Annotated in this window: 22 protein-coding genes, 1 tRNA gene and 1 pseudogene; 9 read left to right on the top strand and 15 right to left on the bottom strand. The window is 61.2% G+C overall.

From position 1 onward, the window contains the following. Positions 1-207 precede the first annotated feature (207 nt). A complete protein-coding gene (locus tag PQR54_RS01690; protein WP_408243809.1) occupies positions 208-1221 on the top strand; it encodes a D-2-hydroxyacid dehydrogenase family protein in 1014 nt (337 codons plus the stop codon). Positions 1222-1298: 77 nt separating this feature from the next. Here PQR54_RS01690 and PQR54_RS01685 read toward each other — a convergent pair whose 3' ends face one another. Beyond that, on the bottom strand, positions 1299-2177 hold the full coding sequence (locus tag PQR54_RS01685) for a patatin-like phospholipase family protein (RefSeq protein ID WP_408243808.1): 879 nt from the start codon (positions 2175-2177) through the stop codon (positions 1299-1301). A 36-nt stretch (positions 2178-2213) separates the two neighbouring features. After that, positions 2214-2618 (bottom strand): PaaI family thioesterase, encoded by a 405-nt coding sequence (locus PQR54_RS01680; RefSeq protein ID WP_408243807.1) that lies wholly within the window; start codon positions 2616-2618, stop codon positions 2214-2216. A gap of 204 nt (positions 2619-2822) precedes the next feature. On the opposite strand from PQR54_RS01680, the gene PQR54_RS01675 reads away from it, so the two are divergent. Beyond that, positions 2823-2898 (top strand) — tRNA-Lys (locus PQR54_RS01675). A 173-nt stretch (positions 2899-3071) separates the two neighbouring features. Continuing rightward, positions 3072-3659 carry a LysE family translocator gene (locus PQR54_RS01670; RefSeq protein ID WP_408243806.1) on the top strand — a complete coding sequence of 196 codons (588 nt, stop codon included), beginning with the start codon at positions 3072-3074 and terminating at the stop codon, positions 3657-3659. A gap of 22 nt (positions 3660-3681) precedes the next feature. On the opposite strand, the gene PQR54_RS01665 is transcribed toward PQR54_RS01670, so the two are convergent. The 6 genes from PQR54_RS01665 to cadR all read right to left on the bottom strand — a co-directional run bounded on the left by PQR54_RS01665 (position 3682) and on the right by cadR (position 9209). Next, positions 3682-4527, bottom strand: coding sequence for a helix-turn-helix transcriptional regulator (locus PQR54_RS01665; RefSeq protein WP_408243805.1), 846 nt, complete (start codon positions 4525-4527; stop codon positions 3682-3684). A gap of 130 nt (positions 4528-4657) precedes the next feature. Further along, positions 4658-5446, bottom strand: a complete 789-nt coding sequence (locus tag PQR54_RS01660) for an ABC transporter substrate-binding protein (RefSeq protein WP_408243804.1) — start codon at positions 5444-5446, stop codon at positions 4658-4660. 124 nt (positions 5447-5570) lie between these two features. Next, positions 5571-6725 (bottom strand): pyridoxal phosphate-dependent aminotransferase, encoded by a 1155-nt coding sequence (locus tag PQR54_RS01655; protein WP_408243803.1) that lies wholly within the window; start codon positions 6723-6725, stop codon positions 5571-5573. A 301-nt stretch (positions 6726-7026) separates the two neighbouring features. Next, positions 7027-8430, bottom strand: coding sequence for an ATP-dependent RNA helicase DbpA (gene dbpA / locus PQR54_RS01650; RefSeq protein ID WP_408243802.1), 1404 nt, complete (start codon positions 8428-8430; stop codon positions 7027-7029). 44 nt (positions 8431-8474) lie between these two features. Beyond that, complete coding sequence (locus tag PQR54_RS01645; protein ID WP_408243801.1) at positions 8475-8675, bottom strand: hypothetical protein; 201 nt, start codon at positions 8673-8675, stop codon at positions 8475-8477. Positions 8676-8777: 102 nt separating this feature from the next. Continuing rightward, entirely contained in the window at positions 8778-9209 is a 432-nt protein-coding gene (gene cadR / locus PQR54_RS01640) for a Cd(II)/Pb(II)-responsive transcriptional regulator (protein WP_408243800.1), read from the bottom strand. A 79-nt stretch (positions 9210-9288) separates the two neighbouring features. Here cadR and PQR54_RS01635 point away from each other — a divergent pair, with 79 nt between their 5' ends. Further along, positions 9289-11655, top strand: coding sequence for a heavy metal translocating P-type ATPase (locus PQR54_RS01635; protein ID WP_408243799.1), 2367 nt, complete (start codon positions 9289-9291; stop codon positions 11653-11655). Positions 11656-11698: 43 nt separating this feature from the next. Here the strand turns inward: PQR54_RS01635 and PQR54_RS01630 are convergent, their stop codons facing one another. Further along, entirely contained in the window at positions 11699-12730 is a 1032-nt protein-coding gene (locus PQR54_RS01630; protein WP_408243798.1) for a helix-turn-helix domain-containing protein, read from the bottom strand. A gap of 334 nt (positions 12731-13064) precedes the next feature. Here PQR54_RS01630 and adh point away from each other — a divergent pair, with 334 nt between their 5' ends. After that, positions 13065-14585 (top strand): aldehyde dehydrogenase, encoded by a 1521-nt coding sequence (adh, locus tag PQR54_RS01625; RefSeq protein ID WP_408243797.1) that lies wholly within the window; start codon positions 13065-13067, stop codon positions 14583-14585. Positions 14586-14650: 65 nt separating this feature from the next. Further along, positions 14651-15046 carry a DUF779 domain-containing protein gene (locus tag PQR54_RS01620; RefSeq protein WP_132376440.1) on the top strand — a complete coding sequence of 132 codons (396 nt, stop codon included), beginning with the start codon at positions 14651-14653 and terminating at the stop codon, positions 15044-15046. A 5-nt stretch (positions 15047-15051) separates the two neighbouring features. Here the strand turns inward: PQR54_RS01620 and eutC are convergent, their stop codons facing one another. From eutC to eat, 3 genes are read right to left on the bottom strand one after another with little or no spacing between them, the layout of a single operon-like run. Further along, complete coding sequence (eutC, locus tag PQR54_RS01615) at positions 15052-15849, bottom strand: ethanolamine ammonia-lyase subunit EutC (protein ID WP_408243796.1); 798 nt, start codon at positions 15847-15849, stop codon at positions 15052-15054. Beyond that, the gene (locus PQR54_RS01610) at positions 15846-17240 is read right to left on the bottom strand and encodes an ethanolamine ammonia-lyase subunit EutB (protein ID WP_408243795.1); all 1395 of its coding nucleotides are present in this window, start codon (positions 17238-17240) and stop codon (positions 15846-15848) included. The genes eutC and PQR54_RS01610 overlap by 4 nt, the downstream gene beginning before the upstream one ends. Before the next feature lie 43 nt (positions 17241-17283). Next, complete coding sequence (eat, locus tag PQR54_RS01605) at positions 17284-18687, bottom strand: ethanolamine permease (protein WP_408243794.1); 1404 nt, start codon at positions 18685-18687, stop codon at positions 17284-17286. Between the two features lie 270 nt (positions 18688-18957). On the opposite strand from eat, the gene PQR54_RS01600 reads away from it, so the two are divergent. The 3 genes and pseudogenes from PQR54_RS01600 to PQR54_RS01590 all read left to right on the top strand — a co-directional run. Then, positions 18958-19824 (top strand): AraC family transcriptional regulator, encoded by an 867-nt coding sequence (locus PQR54_RS01600; protein WP_408244238.1) that lies wholly within the window; start codon positions 18958-18960, stop codon positions 19822-19824. A gap of 990 nt (positions 19825-20814) precedes the next feature. Beyond that, positions 20815-21825, top strand: coding sequence for a reverse transcriptase family protein (locus PQR54_RS01595; protein ID WP_408243793.1), 1011 nt, complete (start codon positions 20815-20817; stop codon positions 21823-21825). A gap of 137 nt (positions 21826-21962) precedes the next feature. Beyond that, positions 21963-22470 (top strand): annotated as a pseudogene (locus PQR54_RS01590) (plasmid partitioning protein RepB C-terminal domain-containing protein); the annotation flags it as partial. A gap of 26 nt (positions 22471-22496) precedes the next feature. On the opposite strand, the gene PQR54_RS01585 reads toward PQR54_RS01590, so the two are convergent. The 3 genes from PQR54_RS01585 to PQR54_RS01575 are packed head-to-tail and all read right to left on the bottom strand — an operon-like array spanning position 22497 to position 24162. Further along, positions 22497-22853 carry a hypothetical protein gene (locus tag PQR54_RS01585; protein ID WP_408243792.1) on the bottom strand — a complete coding sequence of 119 codons (357 nt, stop codon included), beginning with the start codon at positions 22851-22853 and terminating at the stop codon, positions 22497-22499. An 11-nt stretch (positions 22854-22864) separates the two neighbouring features. After that, entirely contained in the window at positions 22865-23653 is a 789-nt protein-coding gene (locus PQR54_RS01580) for a polymorphic toxin type 44 domain-containing protein (RefSeq protein WP_408243791.1), read from the bottom strand. After that, the gene (locus tag PQR54_RS01575; RefSeq protein WP_408243790.1) at positions 23650-24162 is read right to left on the bottom strand and encodes a PAAR domain-containing protein; all 513 of its coding nucleotides are present in this window, start codon (positions 24160-24162) and stop codon (positions 23650-23652) included. Before PQR54_RS01575 ends, PQR54_RS01580 begins: the two co-directional genes overlap by 4 nt. Positions 24163-24171 lie beyond the last annotated feature (9 nt).

Raw genomic sequence — 24171 nt, 5'->3', positions numbered from 1 at the left:
TGCAACCGTCTGTAAAGCGGCTTGCCTCAACACGCAACAAACTGTTAAAAACGATGTCAATCGGCCTTGCCGTGGCGCTGCCATTCTGTGCGGTAGCTACTACGGTAAGGCATTCAGCCAGACCGGCATGTGACCTAGGTCACATGGTGGGACAGTCAGCATAACACTCCGTTCCGCACCACCAAGGTGCGTCGCAAGACACATACCATGAAGATTGCCATCCTCGACGATTATCAGGACGCCGTTCGCAAGCTCGACTGCTTTCAATTGCTGGCCGACCATGAGGTCAAGGTATTCAACAACACCGTCCGCGGTCTCGGCCAGTTGGCAAGCCGTCTTTCCGAAGTCGACGCCCTCGTCCTGATTCGCGAACGCACCCGCATCAGCTCGCAACTCCTCGATAAATTGCCGCGTCTGCGCATGATCAGCCAGACCGGCAAGGTCTCGAGCCACATCGATCTGCACGCATGTACCGAGCGCGGCATTGCGGTGCTGGAAGGCACCGGTTCACCGTTCGCGCCTGCCGAGTTGACGTGGGCTCTCATCATGGCGGCCCAACGGCGGATTCCGCAATACGTAGCAAACCTTAAGCAAGGAGCCTGGCAGCAGTCGGGCCTGAAGACATCGGCACTGCCGCCGAACTTCGGTTTAGGCCAGGTATTGCGTGGCCAGACGCTGGGGATCTGGGGTTACGGCAAGATCGGCAGGCTGGTGGCCGGTTACGGCAAGGCGTTCGGCATGAACGTGCTGATCTGGGGCCGCGAGCATTCGCGCGAAGCCGCGCGAGCCGACGGTTATGGCGTGGCGGAGAGCCGCGAGGCACTGTTCGAGCAGAGCGACGTACTGTCGCTGCACTTGCGCATGCACGACGACACACGCGGCATCGTCAAACAGGAAGACCTGATGCGGATGAAGCCGACCGCGCTGCTCGTGAACACGAGCCGCGCCGAGTTGCTCGACGAAAACGCGCTGGTGAATGCGCTGTCGCACAACCGTCCAGGCATGGTCGCAATCGACGTCTACGAAAGCGAGCCGATTCTGCAGGGCTACAGCTTGCTGCGCATGGAAAACGTGATCTGCACGCCGCACATCGGCTATGTGGAACGCGAAAGCTACGAGCAGTATTTCACCGCAGCATTCAAGAACATTCTGGCTTTCGACGCAGGCGATACGAGCAGCGTGGCGAATCCGGAAGCTTTGCAGGGCGGGCGGCGGCGTTAAAAACCGCTGGGGGGTTTTTGCGGCGATAAGAGCGCCGTTTGGCTTTCGCGCTGACGACGCCGCCGCCGTCGCTCAATTCACCGCGCCGCTTCGTGCGCGCCGGCTTCCAGCAGATCGGGTATGCGTTCGAGGAAAACCTCGCCGTCGGCACGGCCGAGATTGTACGCATGGATCATCTGTGACGGACTCGTGTAATCCCAGCTCGAAATCGGCACCTTGCGCGAAGGCTGCACGTAGAGCCGTTGCTGCGCGCCGTGCGGCACGACGAACATCTGCGGCCGCGGATAGAGGCGGGTGACCATCACCAGCACGTTGCCCGGCGCCTCGGCGTCGAGCGCGCCGACCGGCACGTTATCGACCATCCCGCCGTCCAGCACCGGCCGGCCGTTGCGTCGCAAAACCGGCGTGAACGGCGGCGTACTCGACGACTGCAAAATCAGATCCGCCAAGTCCTCGACGCTCGCGCAATCCTGTGCGCGCACGAATTCCGGATGAAAGCCGAGTGTCTGACCGAGCGTCGGATGCAGCGTCTTGCGCACGTATTTTTCGATGTTGTACGCGATCAGGCCCGCCGCGACCGCGCTGCGCGCGCCGAGCCAGCGCGGCAGATGCGATACGCCGATGCGGATTTCCGGCGCATCGGCGAGCGTCGAAAACTTCTCACCGTAGATGTCGAGCAGCGCCTGACGGTAGATCCGGTAATGCGGAAACACGGACTCGCCGCGCAGCAGATTGCCCCAGTAGGCGTTTCGGGTGTTGTGGCGCAGCGCGTCTTCGTAATAGCGCATGACCCAGTCGGAATCGCGCGTGTAGAGCATGCACGCAGTGGCGGCGCCGGCCGAAATACCGGTGATGACGCGCGGCCGGATCCGCAGCTCCGGCTGGATCACATCCCAGAAACCCGCCTGCCACCAGCAGCGATTGCCGCCGCCGGCGAATACGACCTGATCGAACATCCTGGCTTTTCCTCTAATGCGGCTCTCTGGCCCGTTTTAGTCGAGCAGTGCGTAAGTGGTGGTGGCGTGAACGGCCATGTTGCCGGACTCGTCGAATAACTCGACTTCGCCGAACACCAGATTTCGGCCCATGCGCAGCACTCGGGCGGTGATCAGCACGTCGCCCTTGCGTACCGCGCGCATGAAATTGATGTTGAGCGAGACCGTGGTCATCGGCTTGAAACCGCCGAGCGCGGCCGAAATGGCGACGATCATCGCCGTGTCCGCCGCGGCCATGAACACCTGCCCGCAGATCACGCCGCCCGCATGACGCAGGCCGCCGGAAAACGGTAGGCGCAGCGTGGCGGCTTCCTCATCGACCTTGACCGGCGTCAGCGTGAGCGCACGCACCCACGGCGCGAGGATGCGGTCGAGCAACTCGATAATCTCTTTTTCATCCATGGCAATCCCCGCTCGAAAGCCGCGCGAGGCTTCGTGCGGCAAGGTGTTCCGCGACATGATACCGGGACGATGCAGGCAGCGCCTTTTTCACGACAGCGCGCCCATCGAGGAATGCCTCGGGGCCGTGGATGCAAATTTTTTTAAGAAATCTGCTAAAGGGACTTGGCAAGCCCAGAAAATTTCTGCATAATTTTGCTTCTGTTGGGGGCGTTAGCTCAGTTGGTAGAGCAGCGGACTCTTAATCCGTAGGTCGAGTGTTCGAGTCACTCACGCCCCACCAAAGATTCAAAGCAAAAAGCCCGGTCCTTGCGACCGGGCTTTTTGCGTTTCGGGCCGCGCTCACACACAGACTGCGTACAGCCAGCCACAGCAATTTCCTTCAATACACCCCACCCTTTCGCCCGATACCGTTGACCGTCGCAAATCCTGCGCACATCCGTATCGAGGCATCTGATGACCGCTTTACTCTCCATGGCCGCCTTCGCGCTGGCTAGCTCAATTTCGCCGGGCCCGGTGAATATCGTCGCACTCAGCGCCGGCGCGCAGCACGGGCTTGCCGCGAGCATGCGGCATGTCACCGGCGCGACCATCGGTTTCACCGTGCTGCTTCTGCTGATCGGCCTGAGACTGCATGAACTGCTCGCGCATTTCCCCAACCTGATCACCGTCGTCAAATGGGCGGGCGTGGCTTTCCTGTTCTATATGGCCTACAAACTCGCCACCGACGACGGTCAACTCGGCGCGGACAAACCGGCTCGCGGACCATCCTTCGCATATGGCGCAGCGATGCAATGGCTCAACCCGAAAGCCTGGCTCGCGTCGCTGGCCGGCATGGGCGCCTACGCGGCGGACGGCGACGGCAGGCTCGTCTGGCAATTCAGCGTCGTGTATTTCGTGATCTGTTATGTGTCGATCGCCAGTTGGGCCTGCGCAGGCACGTTCCTGCGCAAACACTTGCAGCGACCGCAGCGTGTGAGATTCTTCAATCGCGTGATGGCGGCTTTGCTCGCGGCGAGTGCGCTCTATCTGCTTGTGGCGTGAAGACGCCGCGCGGCCCACGCATTCAACTGCGATACTGCCCAGGCGTCGCCGCGACCAGCCGCTTGAAGATTCTCTGCAAATGCGCCTGGTCCGCAAAACCGGCGTCGAGTGCGACATCGACAATTACACGTCCGCGCCTGAGTTGCGCGCGGCTGTATTGAATACGCCGGTTGATCAGATAAGCGTGCGGCGTCATGCCATAGCGTTGCTTGAACGCACGAATCAGATGCGACGCGGACAAACCGGCCGCCTCGCAAATGTCCTCCAGCTTCAGCGACCGCGTGCAGTTTTCCGCAATGAATTCCGCCGCGCGCGTGAGTTGGCGGCTCGCGCCGTGATCCGGCAAGACCGCGGGGTTCAGTGTGTTTTGTACTTCGGAGAAAAAGGCGATGGTCGCGCTTTGCTTGTGCAGCATGTCGGCGTCACCGTCAAAAAGAATCGCATGCAGCCGGTTCAAGCCGTTGAACAATCCGGCGTCCGTCGTCATGGTCTGCGAGAACGCGCGAAACGCGTGGTTTTCGCTGAAACCCAACTCATGCTGCAGGCCCGTGAGCCATGCCACATCGACATGCATCATGCGATACGACCAGCGTTGGTCTGCCACCGGATTGCACGCATGCACGTCGTCCGGATTCATCATGACGACTGCGCCCGCGCCGATCCATTCACGCGCGTGGCGATTCAGATATTCGCTGCGGCCGCCGGTGACGGCGCCAATCGAGAAGGTTTCGTGCGAGTGTTTCGCGTAGCAGACGTCGCGACCGTCTTCAATGGAACGCACCTCGATGAACGGCAACGCATCATCGCGCCAGAAGCGCGGCGCAGAAGCGCGTTTCGCTTGAAGTGCCGCCTCCATGATCTCGCCCATTCGCGCGCTCTCCGATATTTGCGTAGGCCTCGCCGAAGCGAAGCCTACGTATCGTAGCCGTCAAACGCACCATCAACAAGCGGACTCACGAACAACCCAAACAGCGCGGCGCACGCAGACGCGCGAAAGACTACTTCGCCGACACGTCGATATTGCCGAGATATTTCGTGGCCAGCGTCTTCACCGTGCCGTCGGCCTGCACCTTCGCGATCGCCGCATTCAAGCGGTCACGCAGTGCCGTATCGCCCTTGCGAATTCCGTATGCAATGCCGCTGCCGAGAATCTTGTCGTCGCGCACCGGTTCGCCGACGAAGGCGTACCCTTCACCGCTCCGCTTCGACAGAAAGCCGGTCTGTCCGGCCGGCGCCAGCACGAGCGTCGCGTCCAGACGCCCCGCCACGAGATCGGTATAAACCTGGTTCTGGTCCTGATACGGCACGACAGTCACGCCCGCCGATTCCCAATGCGCCTTCGCGAAGGTTTCCTGAATCGACGCCTGCAACACGCCCACGCGCTTGCCCTTGAGCGAAGCCGGCGTCGGCAGCAGACCGCTGTCGCGCTTGGCGATCAACTGCGTCGGCACGCGATACACAACGGTGGTGAAATCGATCGCCTGACGGCGCGCGTCGGTCGCGTTCATCGCCGAATTGATCGCGTCGAACTTGCGGCCCTGCAGCGCGGGAATCAGCCCGTCGAACGAGGTCTCGACCCATTTGCACGTCATATGCGCGGCCACGCAAACCGCATTGCCGACGTCGATATCCAAGCCTTGCAACTCGCCGTTCGGGCCTTTCGATTCGAACGGCGGATACTGCGCTTCGAGGCCGAAACGCAGCGTGTCGGCAGCGCTTGCACTTGACGACGCCGCGAGCGACGCGAATGCACAGGCCAACGCCAGAAGAGGCTTGAGCAATTTCATAGCAGGTCCCTTTTCCTTCGATTTTGTTGTCACGCCGCCTTGCGGCGCGCTGATGCGTGCCCGCGCGACGATCATACTGCGTTCAAAAATGCAGCCGCCGCGTGGCGCCGTGTCGTCTTTCCGATCAGATTTCGCAAAGACGCCGCGCGCCTTCGATCAAGGTCGCGTCGTCTTTCGAGAAGCTCAGGCGGATCAAGCCGGAGTCCGTACCATCGGTATAAAACGCCGACAGCGGAATAGCCGCGACACGCGCATCGCGAATCAGGCGCAACACGAAATCGCTATCGCTTTCATCGGAGAAGCCGCGAAAACGCGCGAGCATGAAGAAGCTGCCTTCGCTCGGCAACAACTCGAAGCGCGAATCGCGCAATGCTTCCGTGAGCAGATCGCGCTTCTTCTGATAGAACGCGGACAAGCCGAGGTAGCTTTCGCGATTGGCCAATGCGTCGACGAACGCGTACTGCATCGGCGTATCGGCGGAAAACACCATGAACTGATGGACTTTGCGAATCTCGTCCATCAACGCAGCGGGCGCGAGGCAATAGCCGACGCGCCAGCCGGTCACGTGATACGACTTGCCGAACGACGAGACGATCACGCTGCGTTCCGCGAGTTCGGAATGGCACGCCATGCTCTGATGTTTCGCGCCGTCGAACACCACGTGTTCGTAGACCTCGTCGGCGAGAATCACGATATCGGTGTTGCGCGTAACGGCCTTCAGGCGTTCTATATCGGCCTCGCTGAACACGGTCGCGGTCGGATTGTGCGGCGTGTTGGTGATGATCATGCGAGTCTTCGGCGTGATCGCGGCGGCGACTTCGTCCCAGTTCACGCGGAAGTCGTCCAGCGACAGCTTAATCGGCACGGGCGTGGCGCCTTGCAGCCGCACGATCGGACCATAGCTGTCGAACGAGGGCTCGAAGTAGATCACTTCGTCGCCGGGATGCACCAATGCGCTGATCGTCGAATACAGTCCTTCGCTCGCGCTGGCGATCACGGTGACTTCGCTCGCCGGGTCGTAGCGCACGCCGTACAGCGCGGCAACCTTGTCGGCGAGCGCTTCGCGCAAGGCGGCGATGCCGGCCATCGGCGCGTACTGGTTATGACCGGCGCGCATGGCTTGCGCCACGCCGTCGATCAGTTTGGCGTCCGGCGCGAAATTCGGCGCGCCTTGCGACAGATTCAGCGCGTCGTGCTGAGCGGCCAGTTGGCCGATCACGGTAAAAATCGTCGTGCCTACGTCAGGCAACTTCGAGCGGGCTTGCGTGGCGCTCTGCATAAGGCTTTCTCCCTTTCTCCATCCGGCAGCGGATTCACGGAACAGCCTGCTGCGCGGCGGTCCCTTCCGGTTTGGTGATTAGGCATCAGCCAAAGAACCGTCACAATCGAAACTTTGTCATGCGCGGCATGCATTTACGTCATGGCTCACGCGAAGGCGCGCCGCCACGCGCAAAGCCGGTCTGATCGGTACTTGCGGGGAAGAAACGAGACTGCGTGGAGAACGCGGAAAACTGCTGAGGTATGAAGTAATGTGATGCGGCCGGCCACAAGCGAAGCGTTGTGACCGGCCTCGCCATCTATCAGGCGTCGTCCATCATGCGGACTTTGACTTTCTTGCCCTTCACCTTGCCGGCGCTGAGCTTGCGCAGCGCTTCACGCGCGATGCTGCGTTCCACCGCCACATAGGTCGACATTTCCGTCACGTTGATCTTGCCGATCTGCGAGCCGGCGAAACCCGCCTCGCCGGTCAGCGCGCCGAGCACATCGCCCGGACGGATCTTTTCCTTGCGGCCGCCGAGAATCTGCAGCGTTTCCATGGGCGGCAGCAGTCGCTCGTTGCTCGCCGCGGTGAGTTCGGACAGCTTGTGCCATTCGACCTCGCGCTTTTGCGCCTGTTCGAGACTGCCGACGCGGCCCATCTCGTTCATGCTGGCGAGACTCAGCGCCCAGCCTTCCTGGTCGGCGCGGCCCGTACGGCCAATGCGGTGCACGTGCACTTCCGGATCCGGCGTCACGTCGACGTTGATCACCGCTTCGAGCTGAGCGATGTCGAGACCGCGCGCGGCGACGTCGGTGGCCACCAGCACCGAGCAACTGCGATTGGCGAACTGGATCAGCACCTGATCGCGTTCGCGCTGGTCGAGTTCGCCGTGCAGCGCGAGCGCATGAAAACCCTGCGCGCGCAGCACGTCGAGCAGATCGCGGCATTGCTGCTTGGTGTTGCAGAACGCCAGCGTGCTCACCGGACGATAGTGATTCAGCAGCAGACCGACGGCGTGCAGCCGTCCGTCTTCGGTCACTTCATAGAAACGCTGACGAATCTTGGTGTTGTCATGCCGCTCGGCGAGCTTCACTTCCTTCGGATTGCGCAGGAACTGCTGGCTCAGTTTGACGATGCCTTCGGGATACGTCGCCGAAAACAGCAGCGTTTGGCGCTCTTTCGGGCATTGCTTCACGACGGTGGCGATATCGTCGAAGAAACCCATGTCGAGCATGCGGTCCGCTTCGTCGAGCACCAGCGTGTTGAGCGACTGCAGCGGCAGGCTGCCGCGCTCGAGGTGATCCATGATGCGGCCCGGCGTGCCGACCACGATGTGCGCGCCGTGTTCGAGACTCGCCGTTTGCGGACGCATCGGCGTGCCGCCGCACAGCGTCAGCACCTTGATGTTTTCTTCGGCGCGCGCGAGACGGCGGATTTCCTGCGTGACCTGATCGGCGAGTTCGCGCGTGGGGCACAGCACCATCGCCTGCACGGCGAAGTTGCGCACGTCGAGGCGCGCCAGCAGCGCCAGCGAAAACGCCGCGGTCTTGCCGCTGCCGGTTTTCGCCTGGGCGATCAGATCGTGGCCGGCGAGCGCGATCGGCAAGCTCGCGGCCTGAATCGGCGTCATCTCGACGTAGCCGAGCTGCGTCAGGTTGGCGAGCGTCGCGGGCGGCAGCGGCAGCTGGCTAAACGGCGCGCCGGCGGTGGTGGGACTGTTCATAGGGTGATGACTCGCAAAGCGGATAAGGCGGCTAGGGACAACAATTATTCGGCCATCGGGCCAGTGTCGGGACGGCCTTCCATTTGCTCGTACAGCACCGAGCCGTCGTCTCCGTCGAAGCGCTCGACGTAATTGCGCGCGCCGCACATCGGGCAACGGAACAGGAGGCCCTGCCCTTCGTTCTTGATGACGACGTCCGATTGCTCCCACCGCGCCTGGCAGGACTGGTTTCTACAGGTAAACACGTTTGATTCTCCAACTGGATTCGATTGCTTGTCCGGCGAGCCGTACGGACGGCCCGCCGTGATTAAGACGGGTGCTGCCAAAGTAGCGACGGCTAATGCTCGTCAACCCAGATGCGTATGCCGCGCACGCGGCGCGCTGACATCCATCTCGGTGAGGCCTTGCACGATGCCGCAGTCTTCCACGGCCTGTTCGCCGTGGCACTGCTCGCGCAACGTGGTCAATTGCAACTTCAGCTGCATCAGTTCGTCGATGCGCATGTCGACGTGCGCAATGTGCTCGTCGATCAAGGCATTGATGCCGCCGCAGCCGTCCGCCGGCGCGTCGGTCAGACGCAGCAGCGCACGGATTTCGTCGTGGGTCATGTCGAGCGCGCGGCAATTACGGATGAAACGCAGCCGTTCGACGTGCTTCGCCGTGTAACTGCGGTAATTGGCCTCGGTGCGCTCCGCTTCGGGCAACAAGCCCTCTTTCTCGTAGAAACGGATGGTTTCGGTCGTGCAATGGGCGATTTTCGCCAATTCGCCGATTTTCATGGACCCTCCGGATGGCGGCCTTGACCTTGTAGTGGCTTCAGGGTGTTTACTAGACCACAAATCGAACCAGGAAGCCACCATGCCTCAAGCCGACCACGCCGACGCCGACCGCCTCGAACAGGCGAAAGCCTGTGCGCACGGGCACGAAGGGGACGCGCATGCCCACGACGGCGCGACCTGCGGTCATCGCCACGACGCGCACGATCACGACCATGCCCAAGAAGGCCACAGCCACGCGCCCGCCCACAGTCATGCCGATGCGCCGTGTTGCGGAGCAGGGACAGCAACAGCGGCAACCGTAGCCGCGCCGGCCCCGCTGCCGCCATCCGAAGCCATCGGCAGCAACATGCGCACCGCCATCCGCATCATGCAGATGGATTGCCCGACCGAAGAAGCGCTGATCCGCAAGAAATTCAGCCGCATGCCACACGTGCGCAGCATGGAATTCAACCTGATGCAGCGCGTCCTGACGGTCGTCCACGCGCCCGAGGCGCTCGACTCGATCCTCGCCGCGCTGCGTTCGCTCGACTTCACACCCGAACTCGCGGACGCCGGTCCGGACGCCGCGCCCACGGCCGCACCGCACGCGCCGAGCAAGCCGTGGTGGCCGCTGGCGCTCGCCGGCGTGGCCGCGGCGGCCTCAGAGGCCGCTGGCTGGCTCGGCGCGCCGGCCTGGCTGCCTGCGGGTCTGGCGATCCTCGCCATCCTCTCCTGCGGCCTCACGACGTACAAGAAGGGCTGGCTCGCCATCCGCAACGGCAACCTGAACATCAACGCGCTGATGAGCATCGCCGTGACCGGCGCGCTGATTCTGCGCCAATGGCCGGAGGCCGCGATGGTGATGGTGCTCTTCACCATCGCGGAACTGATCGAGGCGAAGTCGCTCGACCGCGCCCGCAATGCGATCCAGGGTTTAATGCAACTCACGCCTGAACAGGCAAGCGTGCAGCAACTCGACGGCAGTTGGCGGTTAGTGGATCTCAAGGCCATTGCGATCGGCGCGGTGGTTCGCGTGAAGCCGGGCGAGCGGATCGCACTCGACGGCGAAATCGTCGCGGGCCGCTCGAGCGTGGATCAGGCGCCGATCACCGGCGAAAGTCTGCCGGTCGATAAGGCCGTGGGCGACGCGGTGTTCGCCGGCACGATCAATCAGACCGGCTCGTTCGACTATCGCGTCACCGCCGCAGCCAGCAACACGACACTCGCGCGCATCATCCACGCAGTCGAGCAAGCGCAAGGCACCAAGGCGCCGACGCAGCGTTTCGTCGACCAGTTCGCCCGCGTCTATACGCCGATCGTGTTCGCCGTCGCGCTTGCCGTGGCCGTCGTGCCGCCGCTGCTGTTCGGCGGATCGTGGCAGGCGTGGGTCTACAAGGCGCTGGTGATGCTGGTGATCGCGTGTCCGTGCGCGCTCGTGATCTCGACGCCGGTGACCATCGTCAGCGGTCTCGCCGCGGCGGCCCGCAAAGGCATTCTGATCAAAGGCGGCGCCTATCTCGAGCAAGGCCGTAAGCTGACGCGGCTCGCGCTCGATAAAACCGGCACGCTCACTCACGGCAAGCCCGTGCAGACCGAGTTCGAAATACTCGTTGAGATCGACGCCCTGCGTTGCCGCACGCTTGCGGCGAGTCTCGCGGGGCGCTCCGACCATCCTGTCTCGACGGCGATTGCGACGGCAGCCAAGGCCGATGGCCTGGCGCACATCACAGTCGGCGCCTTCGAGGCAATCGCGGGACGCGGCGTGCGTGGCGAGATAGATGGCGTGCCGTACTGGCTCGGCAATCATCGGCTGATCGAAGAACTGGGGCGCTGTTCCGCGTCGCTCGAATCGCGGCTGGATGCGCTCGAAAGTCAGGGCAAGACCGTCGTGATGCTGGTGGACGCCGAACGCGTGCTCGCGCTGTTCGCGGTCGCCGATACGGTGAAGGAGACGAGCCGCGCGGCCATCGCCGAATTGCAGCGGCTCGGCGTGAGCACCGCCATGCTCACCGGCGACAATCCGCACACGGCCGCCGCGATCGCGCAGCAGGTCGGTATCGACGAAGCGCGCGGCGATCAGTTGCCGGAAGACAAGCTGAACGCAGTCGCACGGTGGTCGGACGACGGCGCGACGGTCGGCATGGTCGGCGACGGCATCAACGACGCGCCTGCCCTGGCGCGCGCCGACATCGGCTTTGCGATGGGCGCGATGGGCACCGACACCGCGATTGAAACCGCCGACGTCGCGCTGATGGACGACGACCTGCGCAAGATCCCGTCGTTCATTCGCCTGTCGAAGGCAACGCATTCTGTGCTGGTGCAGAACATCACGCTCGCGCTGGGCATCAAGAGCGTCTTCCTCGTGCTGACCGTGATCGGTCTGGGCACGATGTGGATGGCCGTGTTCGCCGATGTGGGTGCGAGTCTGCTGGTGGTGGCGAACGGGTTGCGGCTGTTGCGCAAGTGAACGCGCGCCCGCAGGTAGCGACTGCGCGACGCGCGCCTTGAAGTCAATGCGCGAAAGTACGGTGATGCGAACCGATCGCGGCCCTCAACGTATCCGAGGGCCGCATGCCGAAGAGCTTCCGGTAATCGGTTGCGAACTGGCTCAAGTGCCAGAAGCCCCACGCCGCCGCCACATCCTGCACCGAGCGTGATTCACGCGACGCATTCGACAGATCGCGCCGCGCGCCATTCAGACGGATTGCGCGTAGATACGTGGCGGGCGCCATGCCGAGCACGTCCTGAAAGCAGTACTGCAGCGTGCGCCGGCTCACATGCAGTTGCTCGCACAACTCCGGAACGCTCACTGCCCGCTCGCGATTGACCAGCACATAGTCGCGCGCTTCGGACACAATCGATTGACGGCGTGGACGCGCCGGCATCGCGACCGACTCCGACGCTGACAACGCGCCGACGTCGAAGAGCGAAGCCAGCACCGACGCCTGCAGATTGTTGCGCGCGACCGAAGAGAGCGGTGTGCCGCGCGCCGCACCATCGTCGAGCAATTGACGCAGCGTGGCGCACAACTGCTGTTTGCGAGCCATGCCGATGGGCACGACTTGCGTGTTCGGCACATGCTCGGCCAGACCGACGCGCTCCACTTCCGCGGCGTAACGGCGCAGCACTTCGCCTTTGACCACCACGCCAAAAATCTCGTAACCCGCCGAGGTCAGCAGTTCGAATTCGATGCCGCCTGGACGAAACGCGAGCGCGTCGCCGGCAATCACCTGAGCGTCGATGCGCCCCGAACCCGCGGGGCAAGTCGGGATACCGAACCAGTACGCGTCCTTTTGCACCTCGCAGGTTTGCCGCAGCGTGTGGCTGGTCGTTTCGACGAACACCTGCATGTGATCGAGACACAGCTCCGTCAGGCCGCCGACAAAAAATCCGGCCGTCAACTGGTCGTAGGTCTGGCTCCAGCCATGAAGATTGCGCGCCTGTTCGTCGGCGTCGTGCGCGACGCAAGTCTGCACACGGAAGCTCGGCTGCGGCGTGAGCGTTGGACCGGACGGGGTGTCGCTGAGAGTGTCGATCGTCATACCGGATCTGCCCAAATGGAATATCGAGGAGGATCGAAGGCAAAAGGAAGGCAATTCCCATGCCGAACGAGTCCTATGCCGGCTCACGCCTTTGTATCGACAGAGATCAAAGCCAGTGTTCAATGGATGAACAGCGCTGCCGACTCTGCTCAGAAACGACACGCTCACCTTGCGCCGATTGAACAGCGTGACACCACGTACCGTGCGCGAGTGCCTGCTACGTGTGCACGGATCACCTGCGCGGTGCATTGGCACACTTCTGGCTCTAGCATCTCGCGGCTAAGCGATATATCGAGCCGAATATAGCCCATTCAAACATGTGAGGAGCACACAGATGAATCACGCAGAGATGCAATTTCTGACCACTGAATTTCCGTACAAGAAGCAGTATGCGAATTTTATCGGCGGCGAATGGGTGAAGCCTGTAGGCGGCGAGTACTTCGACAACGTGTCGCCGATCACCGGTGAAGCTTTCACGTCGATCCCACGTTCGCGCGAAGCCGACGTCGAACTCGCGCTCGATGCGGCACATCGCGCGAAAGCCGCCTGGGGAAAAACCTCCGCCGGCGACCGGTCGAACATTCTGATGCGCATTGCCGACCGAATGGAAGCGAACCTGCAACGTCTCGCCGTGGCCGAGACGATCGACAACGGCAAGCCGCTGCGCGAAACCATGGCCGCCGATATTCCGCTCGCCATCGACCACTTCCGCTACTTCGCCGGCGCCGTGCGCGCGCAGGAAGGTTCGATCTCCGAGATCGATCACGACACCGTCGCGTATCACTTTCATGAACCGCTCGGCGTGGTCGGCCAGATCATTCCGTGGAATTTCCCGATCCTGATGGCCGTATGGAAGCTCGCGCCCGCACTCGCTGCCGGCAACTGCGTGGTGCTCAAGCCGGCCGAGCAAACGCCCGCTTCGATTCTCGTCCTCGTTGAACTGATTCATGACCTGTTGCCCGCAGGCGTGCTGAACGTGGTGAACGGCTTCGGTCTCGAAGCCGGCAAGCCGCTCGCTTCCAGCAAGCGCATCGCCAAGATCGCGTTTACCGGCGAGACCACGACCGGCCGTCTGATCATGCAGTACGCGAGCCAGAACATCATTCCGGTGACGCTCGAACTCGGTGGCAAAAGCCCGAATATTTTCTTCGACGACGTGATGAACGCCGACGACAGCTATTTCGACAAGGCGCTCGAAGGCTTCACGATGTTCGCGCTGAATCAGGGCGAAGTGTGCACGTGTCCGTCGCGCGTATTGATCGATGAAAAGATCTACGACCGCTTCATGGAACGTGCGCTCAAGCGCGTCGCGGCGATCACGCAAGGGCATCCGCTCGACATCAGGACGATGATCGGCGCGCAGGCCTCGCAGGAACAGCTGGAAAAGATCCTCTCGTATGTCGACCTCGGCAAACAGGAAGGCGCCGAATGCCTGATCGGCGGCGAACGCAATGCGCTCGACGGTGAATTGAGCAAAGGCTATTACGTGAAGCCGACTGTGTTCCGCGGCCACAACAAGATGCGCATCTTCCAGGAAGAAATTTTCGGACCGGTCGTCTCCGTCACGACGTTCAGGACCGAAGAAGAAGCACTCGAAATCGCCAACGACACGCTCTACGGTCTCGGCGCCGGCGTATGGACGCGCGACGGCACGCGCGCGTATCGCTTCGGCCGGCAGATTCAGGCAGGCCGCGTGTGGACCAACTGCTATCACGCCTATCCGGCGCATGCGGCATTCGGTGGCTACAAGCAATCGGGCATCGGACGTGAAAACCACAAGATGATGCTCGACCACTATCAGCAGACCAAGAACCTGCTGGTCAGCTATAGCGACAAGCCGCTCGGTTTCTTCTAAGCGTCGCGTTCCTGTTCGAGCGGGCCGCATTGCGCGGCTCGCTCTTTTTTCTGCGAGGGCATGTGATGGCTGATGAGAAAGAAGTTGCCCGCGTAATCGCAACGCCGGCCGCTGTCGAGTTGATCGACAAGTTGCGCGCGGAGCATGGCGAGGTGCTGTTCCATCAATCCGGCGGATGCTGCGACGGCAGCGCGCCGATGATGTTTCCTCAAGGTGAGTTCATGGTCGGCTCGTCCGATGTCAAACTCGGCACGATTGCGGGCGTGCCGTTCTACATGAGCGAATCGCAGTTCGAATACTGGCAGCACACGCAGTTGATCATCGACGCGGTGCCGGGAAATGGCGGAATGTTTTCTCTGGAGCGGCCCAGTGGTTTACGGTTCTTGACGCGCTCCCGTCTTTTCGAGGACGAAGAGAATGCGTGGCTGGAGACGCATCCGGTGGAACGCGTCGACGCTTGATCGTTTTATGGCGTGCTTGATTTTGAATCATCGCTGACGGCGGGTGCCGCTGGTGTCTCCGCCAGCAGCGCATCGCTGTCGTCTTTCAGGCCGACGCCGGTCAGACCCAAACGCCTTGCATGCGTCAGCAGATAGTGCAGCTTGTGCGCGGCCAACGGATAGTCGAGTCCCTCTGGACGCACATTCGAAATGCAGTTGCGTTGCGCGTCGCTACAGCCTACTTTCGGCGCGTACGTCAGATAGATACCGAGGCTATCGGGCGAACTCAAACCTGGCCGCTCACCGATCAGCATCACCACCAACTTTGCATTGAGCAACTCGCCGATCTCGTCACCCAACGCGACGCGCGCCTGACGCGCGACCACGATCGGGCCGATCTTCCAGTCCGCGAGGCGCGGAACGACGGCTTGCAGCAACGGGATCGATTGCTTCGATGCGGCGAACGCCGAAAGACCATCGCCGATCACGAAGACCACTTCGGGCGAATCGTTCTGCACCGCCACCAGCGCCACGCGACTCTCTTCCGATAAACGCCGCCCAAGATCCGGACGCCGCAAATAATGCTCGCGATCCGGCGCGGCGCTATGCACGTCGAACGTCTTGAAGTTTTGCGCGCGCAATTGCTCGTGCAGCACCTCGGTATCCAGCGGATGATGCACAGCGTCGCGCGCCTGCGCGTGCGACAGGTTGAACGCGAGCAGCGGCGCGGTCGGCAAACTATTGCCCGCGCGGCCCAACGCGATGCGCGCGTTGGTGAACTGCCGCAGCGCGTTCCAGGGATTCTTTTCGAGGAAGTCGCTCATGCAATGCCCATCCAGTCGCGCGCGCCTTCCAGCAACGGTTGTTGCGTCGATGCGCTCAGCAACGCGCCGCGCGCGTCCGTGATCTGCATCGACTCGAGCCATTCTTCGAATTCCGGCGCGCGGCGCAAGCCGAGTACGTCGCGCACGTACAGCGCGTCGTGGAACGACGTGCTTTGATAATTGAGCATGACGTCGTCAGCGCCCGGAACGCCCATGATGAAGTTGATGCCCGCAACGCCCAGCAGCGTGAGCAGGTTGTCCATGTCGTCCTGATCGGCTTCCGCATGGTTCGTATAGCAGATGTCGCAACCCATCGGTACGCCGAGCAGTTTGCCGCAGAAGTGATCTTCGAGGCCGGCGCGCGTGATCTGTTTACCGTCGTACAGATATTCCGGTCCAATAAACCCGACTACCGTGTTCACCAGGAACGGATTGAACTTGCGCGCGACCGCATAAGCGCGCACTTCGCATGTCTGTTGATCCACGCCGAAATGCGCATCCGCCGACAACGCGCTGCCTTGACCGGTTTCGAAGTACATCAGATTATTGCCGACCGTACCGCGCTTTAACGAAAGCCCCGCTTCATACGCTTCCTGCAGCAGCGCGAGCGAAATGCCGAAGCCCGCGTTCGCTTTCTCCGTGCCCGCAATCGACTGAAACACCAGATCGACCGGCGCGCCTTTTTCGATTGCGGCAATCGTGTTGGTGACGTGGGTCAGCACGCACGATTGCGTCGGCACCTGGTAGCGTTGGCGGAAGTCGTCGATCATCAGCAACAGCTTGGTGATCGCGGCAAGATTGTCGCTCGCCGGGTTGATGCCGATCATCGCGTCGCCGCAGCCGTACATCAGGCCGTCGAGCATCGAGGCAGCGATGCCTTTGACGTCGTCGGTCGGGTGATTAGGTTGCAAACGCACCGACATGTGCCCCGGTAAGCCGACCGTGTTGCGAAAGCGCGTAATCACCGGACGTTTACGCGCCGCCGTGATCAGGTCCTGATTGCGCATCAGCTTGGATACCGCCGCGACCATCTCCGGCGTCAGGCCCGCGGTGATACGCGTGAGCGCGTCGGCATCCGTCGTGCTGCTCAGCAGCCAGTTGCGAAAATCGCCGACCGTGAGGTGAGAGATCTCAGCGAACGCCTGAGGCGAATGATCGTCGATCACGAGACGCGTGACTTCGTCGCTTTCGTAGGGAATCAGCGCTTCGTTAAGGAAAGTGCGTAGCGGCACCTGCGCGAGCGCCATCTTGGCCGCGACGCGTTCTTCCTCGCTCGCCGCCGCCACGCCCGCGAGCTGGTCGCCGGAACGCTGCGGGCTGGCCTTCGCCAGCAGGGTTTTCAGATCCGCAAAGCGATACGTGCGGCTGCCGATCGTCTCGGTGTAGCTCATCTTTACGACTCCATCGCCGCTGCTCGCGCAGCGGCTCGATCCGTCATTCCTCGAGCAAGGCGTCCGCCGGCGCGGCTTCGCGTTGATGGCGCGTCATCAGGAAGTAGACGTAGCCCAGCGCGAGAAAGATTGCGAACACGATCGCCACCAGAAAATTGAAGTAGATCATCGTCGCCAGACAGATGACCGCCGCCACCAGTGCGAACGCCGGAAAGACCGGAAACAGCGGCGCGCGGAACGGGCGCTCCATATTCGGTTCGGTGCGGCGCAGCTTGAACAGCGACAACATGCTGATGATATACATCACGATAGCGCCAAATACCGACATCGTCACGATGTTCGCTGTCAGCGTCTGGCCGCCGAACTGAATCAGCTCGTCGCTGTAGATCGCGGCGATGCCGACCACGCCGCCCGCAATGATCGCGCGATGCGGCGTCTTGAAGCGCGGATGCACTTTCGAGAGCCATTCCGGCAGATAGCCCGCGCGAGCCAGCGCGAAGATTTGCCGCGAATAGCCGAGGATGATGCCGTGAAACGACGCGACCAGTCCAAACAGTCCGAGCCACACCAGCATATGCATCCAGCCGCTATGTTCGCCGACGATGTATTTCATCGCCTGCGGCAGCGGATCGTTGATGTTGGACAGCTTGGTCCAGTCGCCTGCCGCGCCGGCAAACACCATCACGCCGATGGCAAGCACCACCAGCGTCAGAATGCCGGCGACATAGGCAATCGGAATCGAACGCTTCGGGTTTTTGGCTTCTTCGGCAGCCATCGCCACGCCTTCGATCGCGAGGAAAAACCAGATGGCGAATGGAATCGCCGCGAACATGCCGTGAAACGAACCCATGCTGAAGGTGTCGGCGCCGGACCAGCCGCCCTTGGTGAAGTTCGACCACTGAAAGCCGGGCGACACGACGCCCATGAACACCAGCAGTTCGAAGATCGCAAGCAGCGTCACGCACAGCTCGAACGCCGCGGCGATCTGCACGCCGACGATATTCAGCGCCATGAAGACGAGGTATGCGCCCATCGCGGCGTGTTTCGGCTCGAGACCGGGAAACTGCACGTGCAGGTACGCGCCGATCGCAAGCGCGATGGCCGGCGGCGCAAACACGAATTCCACCAGCGTCGCCGCGCCGGCCAAATAACCGCCGGTCGGTCCGAAGGCGTGACGGGCGTAGGCGAACGGACCGCCCGCATGCGGAATGGATGTGGTGAGCTCGGTGAAACTGAAAATGAACGTCGTATACATCGCGGCAATGAAAATCGCCGTGATGACGAAGCCGAGCGTGCCGGCGCTTGCCCAGCCATAGCTCCAGCCGAAATATTCGCCGGAAATGACGAGGCCGACCGCGATGCCCCACAGTTGCCACGTGCCGAGCGTCTGCTTCAACTCGTGATGCGTGACTTTGCCGACGTGCTGATTTGTGGACTCTGATTTCATCGGACGCTCCCTGATGGTGCCAGCAGCCCGACGCCGCAAGGCTTTGCGGTGCACGGACGGACAGGCTTCAGCCGATAGTAGTGAGCCATTATTCGAGGTGTTATCGAAATTCGGCAAAGTTCTGGGCGGCTCAGTGTCAGTGCGCACTTAATTGCGCATTGCGTTAACCGGGCATTCGAGTGAAGTTCGCAGGATTTGGTAAATGGGGACGTGGTAATTTTCTCCGCATCCATTCGACAATATTTGTGCTCATTTTCTATTCACCCAGCCATGAATGAATCAGGTAATCGGGCTCGCTACGAAACCCGGCTCGGCCGAGTGCTCGACCATATTTACGATCATCTCGATGAGCCGCTGGACATTCATCGTCTGGCGGAAATCGCCTGTCTGTCGCCGTATCACTGGCATCGGATTTATCAGGCGATGTATGGCGAGACGGTGGCCACCACAGTGCGACGTTTACGGCTGCATCGCGCGGCGGGTTATCTGGCGAACGGTTCCATGCCGATTGCGGAAATCGCCGAGCGCTCCGGCTACAGCAGTCTGCAATCTTTTTCCCGCACCTTTCGTGCGGCGTTCGGCGTGCCGCCGGCGCAGTATCGCAAGCAAGGCACCCATAGCCGGTTTCGTCCGGCGCTATCAGGAGACGATCAAATGACAATGCGTGAAGTGGTGATTCGTCACGTGGAGCCGATGGAGGTTTTGTCGGTCGATCACGTTGGACCGTATATGCAGATCGGCAAGGCGTTCGATGCGTTGTTCGGTTGGCTCGCGAAACATAATTTACTTGCCGGTCAGATGCGTATGGTCGGCGTTTACTACGACGATCCCGGCGTTGTTGCGGAGAGTGAGTTGCGGTCGAAGGCTGGGGTGTTGTTGCCGCATCCGGTTCAGGCATCTGTGACGGTGAGTCCGCCGGTTTCGGTGGCGCATGTGAAGGGGGGCGAGTACGCGGTGTTGCGGCACCAAGGACCCTATAGCGATATGCGTGCCGCGTATGAGTGGCTATATGGGACGTGGCTCGTGCAGTCCGGGCGGGAAGCGGCGGATGCGCCGGTGTTCGAGGAGTATTTGAATAGCCCGAAGGATACGGCGCCCGCGGATCTCATTACGGAGATCTGTTTACCGCTGGCTTGAGCGTATGCCTGCCCGGCTCTGCTCGCTTGTGCAGCGTACCGCGCGGGTGCCTCTCTGGTTTTTATAGTCTTTGTATATGTATACGTAGTAATAGTTAACAAGCCTCGCATCCTGCTGTGGATAACCTGAAACTTCGTATACGGATCAAGGCACTGCGGAATCGATAACCCTGCGGAGCGTGCGCGGACAGGAACACGGAGCCAGGGACAACTTTTGTGCGGCCTGGCGACGTCGCGTTTTTATCAAGGTTTCACCCACAACGTGTCAGGTGGCTTGTACAGGAGTTGTCCAGAGGGGGGTGTGGATAACTAGGAGGGCTTGAGGTCGCGCAATCGCATCTCGTTGGTTCTGCACGAACATGCGCTGTGTCAGTTCTGTTTGACGACGCAACCGTCAGATTGTCGCCGTCCATCTATGGCGAAAAATCGCTTCGTACGTCAACGCGTTGACAAGCTCCGCGCGACTCGCTTATCGTCGCCACGCGGGACGGCTGGTCAAGCACGCCTGGAGGCAGGCCACATCGGTTCCGGGCACTACGGGGCTACCCCGTGGATCAACACTACTCCGCAGTTCGTCGCATGAGCCTCAGTTGCGCGTCGCGCAAGTCCGCTCACGCAGCACAAGACGCGTTGACTGGCTGTCCTGCCTTCCTTTGCTATGTCCTTATCTTCGCTGCAGCACGCCACCTACGCGATTGCCGATGCCATGCTGGCCGGCCCGGCTGAGCCTGTCGGAATGGTCGAGCGGATGACGCTTGTGCTGGGCGAGAGCGCCGGATGGATGGAAGGATTGGCGCGCCATGTGGCGAAGAGATTTGCTGCGCGGTGGGATAGCGTTGGGCGCAAGGAGTTATCGACGGTCGTGGCCGGGATGCCCGGCTTCGTGTCAGCGTGGCGCAGCGAGCAGCCGCCGAGAGTGGTTCGCGTGCTGACGCGGCCGCCGTTTCAGCGTCCGCCTCCGCCGTGGTTGCACGACGTGGCGTTGCCTCAATTGCCGACGCTCGGCGATCTGGCCGCGTGGCTGGAAATCGAGCCGGACGAATTGCACTGGTTTGCCGATCGCTGGCGCGTGCCGGCACACAGCGCGGCGACGCCGCTTCATCACTATTCGTACAAGGCGATCGAAAAGCGCGATGGTCGATGTCGGATCATCGAGGTTCCCAAGCCGCGGTTGCGGGTTTTGCAACGCAAAGTGTTGTCGGGTTTGCTCGACCGTATTCCAGTTCATGATTCTGTGCACGGGTTTCGACGTGGCCGGAATATCGTGACTTTTGCCGCGCCGCATGTGGGTAAAGCGGTGGTGATGCGTTTTGATCTGACCGATTTCTTTGCGTCAGTTCATGCGGGGCGTGTTTACTCCGTTTTTTACGCTTTGGGTTACCCGCCGGCCGTTGCAAAGGCACTGACTGCTCTGTGTACCAATCGCATCCCGAGCAGCCGCTTGCTCGCGCCGGATGTGCGCGACCGGATCGATTGGCGGGAGCGGCAGCGCTATCGGAACCGGCATTTGCCGCAGGGCGCGCCGACGTCACCGGCGTTGGCAAACCTGTGCGCGTTTCGGCTCGATCTTCGGCTTGCGGGTCTGGCGCGTTCGGTCGGGGCGACTTACACGCGGTATGCGGATGACCTGGCGTTTTCCGGTGACGACAATCTTGCGCGTATAGCGGAGCGCTTAACCGTTCGCGTTGCGGCGATTGCCATTGAAGAAGGGTTTTCTGTCAATCTGAGGAAGACGCGCGTGATGCGAAGTGGTGCGCGGCAACATCTGGCCGGGGTTGTGGTCAATAGCCATGCGAATGTGGCGCGGCCGGATTTTGATGCGTTGAAGGCTGTGTTGACCAATTGCGTGCGGCATGGGCCACGCTCGCAGAATCGGGATGGTCATCAGGACTTTCGCGCGCATCTTGCGGGGCGTGTCGCGCATGTTGCGATGGTGAATGCGGTGAGAGGGGCGAAGCTGAGAGCTTTGCTCGAGCGGATCGAATGGGATGAAGAGAGCTAAGTTCGGACGAACTGATTAGAAAAATACCACTGCGCATCTATCGTTTCATGAAATGCGTGTTGTCGTTACCTGGTATAAGCAATGGTGAGTGTGACTATCATCGACCTCGGGTCGATGCGAACCGATAGGCTCCACCCGCAATGGATGTGTCCATGATTCTCAAGAAGCTTTCGCCGCTGGATGGCATATGCCCCCGAGACCCGCCGAACTCCAAGGGGATCGTCAGTTCTCGGTGGAGTTTGCTCGCGCAATTCGAAAAATGAACCGACACGGCAGGTCGAATGCGTCGAGCTCGTGATAGCGGCGAACAACGTGACCGTTTTTTACGCCGAGGCGCTGCTCGTCGCGACACCTGCCACGCGTCTAGTTGACGGAAAGAAGCCGCCGAAGCTGACCGGCGTCACCCCTGAACAGATGGCGAAGACGGAGCGGGAGATGAGCAACCTGCAGGGGCAATACAAACTTGTCGAGCAGACCTACGGACAGGATTTGCTGAACCCGGTGCTCGCAAAGGGATATCTCGCCAGACTCGTGGAGAATGACCTCGTAGCTCAATACCTGCGGCAACGTCAGCCAGACCTGCTGGCTGAGTTCGAAACGATCGTCGAGACGGCTTCGCTTGAACAGCAGCAATTCAGCGCCTAGCACAGTAAAACTCGCCGTCATCGACATCAAAAGCGGGCGAAAAAACCATGCTTGGTGTCCGTTCGCTCGATCTTCGTCCCCGCGTCGATATACACGTCGACCCGGCTATAGGGTGGCTTGATGTCTACACCGTCGCGACTCGCAAAAGGCAAACTCACTTCAATCCACGCATCCCGCGATGCAAACATGGGCGTATAGAATTTTTCAGTCTGCCCGGGTACCAGTTCACCGCGAGTAATCTGATCATTTTCGTTCAGGAAATAGACCACCCGCTTCTGCGCGGCGGCCGAGTAGTGCAGCACGATCACCGGCCGGCAGAAAAACCAGGCAGCCAGCGCGAATGCGCACAGCAAGACAATCCATTTAATTCGTCGAGAAAGCATTTGCTAGTCGGTCACTGGGAGCATTGATGCGGCCTCTTGGCCGCAGCGTCACCCGCGCCCCAAGGCATGGGCACGGCAGATATCTTGCGAAGCAGAAGGTCAGTTGCTAACTCGTTCGGCTTCGCGGAGGCATAGAGATCAATGCCGAGTTGGATCGAAATATGATCAGGCACATCGTCAGCGCTGCTCGGCCATGTGCCGTTTTGCGGATGATTCTGCATGTTCGGCCAGCGTCCGTGAGAAAAATCGCGACTAGCATCACTGGCAGCCTGCGCGAGACCGGCACCGCCAATCAGCTCACTCGTGCTGAAGCCGACCGCCACGCCGACATAGCCATAATGAATGTTCGACCAGATATCGTAAAAGTAGTCGTCCTGTCCATATTTCTGCCAGCCGCGCTTGAAATTTCCTTTTGCTTGCAGTGCATGGCGGATGATAGGTTTGTGGTCCCAGGGACAATTCGGCGCGACCCGATCCGCCCACATCTGGTATGCGGCAAGCTTTTGCCCTGCAGCCATGCCGTAAAAGTCGGGCATCCCGCCAAGCTTTGCGTACCATGGCAGGGCGCTCCACTTCGCCGTTTCCGCGGCCGGATTAAAACGATTTGCCTCCGCAATCTTCCTTCCTTCGGCCGTGAACGGATTTTTCTTCATCTCGTTCACGATGAATTCCGCTACGGCAACGGCATCGTTCGGATCGGAACAAAGCCAGACTTCCTTTGGGTCGACGTCGGCGATCGGCGTCGTCTGAAACGCAGCGACAAAACGCATTGGTTTGCCGTCGTGCCCGACAATCGTCACTCCGGATCCTCCACATAAACACGCACATATTCCCTTTCGAGAGTTTGCGCTAGCAGGTGCGTCGTGCCGTGCGCGTCGGTGACGCCATGTTCGACGGCGCCGGACTCCCGCACAATGGCGTACGCCACGTTCGCAAGGGGATTGCCACTGCCAGTTCCGCGCAGCACGTAGTGGTCGTCGTACTTGCCCGGCTGCCAGTTGCCGTCCGAGTCTTGAAAGAAGGCCGTGGGAATCGCGCCGCCCCCCGCCTCTATCCCGTGTGAGTCGTTAAGCGTTGAAAGCAGGGGACACCCCGCCGAAGTCGCATCACAGTGGACGGCCTTACGCCTTCCGCCCGGCAGCGTTGCGTTGCTGGCCCCTGCGACCACGTGGCAGCGCCTGGTGCACGACATAGCCGCGCCATCGAACGCGAGTTGCTGGCCGTGGCTGCTGAAAGTCGGATCTCCTTCCGTGACCGTCGCACCACATGCTGCGCGGTCGCCCTGGCGAATCCAGCCGCGGACTTTCATAACCCATTC

This window comes from Paraburkholderia phytofirmans, assembly GCF_046028095.1.
In the GTDB taxonomy this organism is placed as follows: domain Bacteria; phylum Pseudomonadota; class Gammaproteobacteria; order Burkholderiales; family Burkholderiaceae; genus Paraburkholderia; species Paraburkholderia phytofirmans_A.
The sequence above is the reverse complement of the archived record's forward strand: the minus strand, read 5'-3'. Positions and strand labels throughout refer to the sequence as shown.

Excerpts from the sequence above, each read along its gene's own strand:
- PQR54_RS01690 (WP_408243809.1), top strand. The coding sequence starts at position 208 with ATGAAGATTGCCATCCTCGACGATTATCAGGACGCCGTTCGCAAGCTC.
- PQR54_RS01685 (WP_408243808.1), bottom strand. The coding sequence starts at position 2,177 with ATGTTCGATCAGGTCGTATTCGCCGGCGGCGGCAATCGCTGCTGGTGG.
- PQR54_RS01680 (WP_408243807.1), bottom strand. The coding sequence starts at position 2,618 with ATGGATGAAAAAGAGATTATCGAGTTGCTCGACCGCATCCTCGCGCCG.
- PQR54_RS01670 (WP_408243806.1), top strand. The coding sequence starts at position 3,072 with ATGACCGCTTTACTCTCCATGGCCGCCTTCGCGCTGGCTAGCTCAATT.
- PQR54_RS01665 (WP_408243805.1), bottom strand. The coding sequence starts at position 4,527 with ATGGGCGAGATCATGGAGGCGGCACTTCAAGCGAAACGCGCTTCTGCG.
- PQR54_RS01660 (WP_408243804.1), bottom strand. The coding sequence starts at position 5,446 with ATGAAATTGCTCAAGCCTCTTCTGGCGTTGGCCTGTGCATTCGCGTCG.
- PQR54_RS01655 (WP_408243803.1), bottom strand. The coding sequence starts at position 6,725 with ATGCAGAGCGCCACGCAAGCCCGCTCGAAGTTGCCTGACGTAGGCACG.
- dbpA (WP_408243802.1), bottom strand. The coding sequence starts at position 8,430 with ATGAACAGTCCCACCACCGCCGGCGCGCCGTTTAGCCAGCTGCCGCTG.
- cadR (WP_408243800.1), bottom strand. The coding sequence starts at position 9,209 with ATGAAAATCGGCGAATTGGCGAAAATCGCCCATTGCACGACCGAAACC.
- PQR54_RS01635 (WP_408243799.1), top strand. The coding sequence starts at position 9,289 with ATGCCTCAAGCCGACCACGCCGACGCCGACCGCCTCGAACAGGCGAAA.
- PQR54_RS01630 (WP_408243798.1), bottom strand. The coding sequence starts at position 12,730 with ATGACGATCGACACTCTCAGCGACACCCCGTCCGGTCCAACGCTCACG.
- adh (WP_408243797.1), top strand. The coding sequence starts at position 13,065 with ATGAATCACGCAGAGATGCAATTTCTGACCACTGAATTTCCGTACAAG.
- PQR54_RS01620 (WP_132376440.1), top strand. The coding sequence starts at position 14,651 with ATGGCTGATGAGAAAGAAGTTGCCCGCGTAATCGCAACGCCGGCCGCT.
- eutC (WP_408243796.1), bottom strand. The coding sequence starts at position 15,849 with ATGAGCGACTTCCTCGAAAAGAATCCCTGGAACGCGCTGCGGCAGTTC.
- PQR54_RS01610 (WP_408243795.1), bottom strand. The coding sequence starts at position 17,240 with ATGAGCTACACCGAGACGATCGGCAGCCGCACGTATCGCTTTGCGGAT.
- eat (WP_408243794.1), bottom strand. The coding sequence starts at position 18,687 with ATGAAATCAGAGTCCACAAATCAGCACGTCGGCAAAGTCACGCATCAC.
- PQR54_RS01600 (WP_408244238.1), top strand. The coding sequence starts at position 18,958 with ATGAATGAATCAGGTAATCGGGCTCGCTACGAAACCCGGCTCGGCCGA.
- PQR54_RS01585 (WP_408243792.1), bottom strand. The coding sequence starts at position 22,853 with ATGCTTTCTCGACGAATTAAATGGATTGTCTTGCTGTGCGCATTCGCG.
- PQR54_RS01575 (WP_408243790.1), bottom strand. The coding sequence starts at position 24,162 with ATGAAAGTCCGCGGCTGGATTCGCCAGGGCGACCGCGCAGCATGTGGT.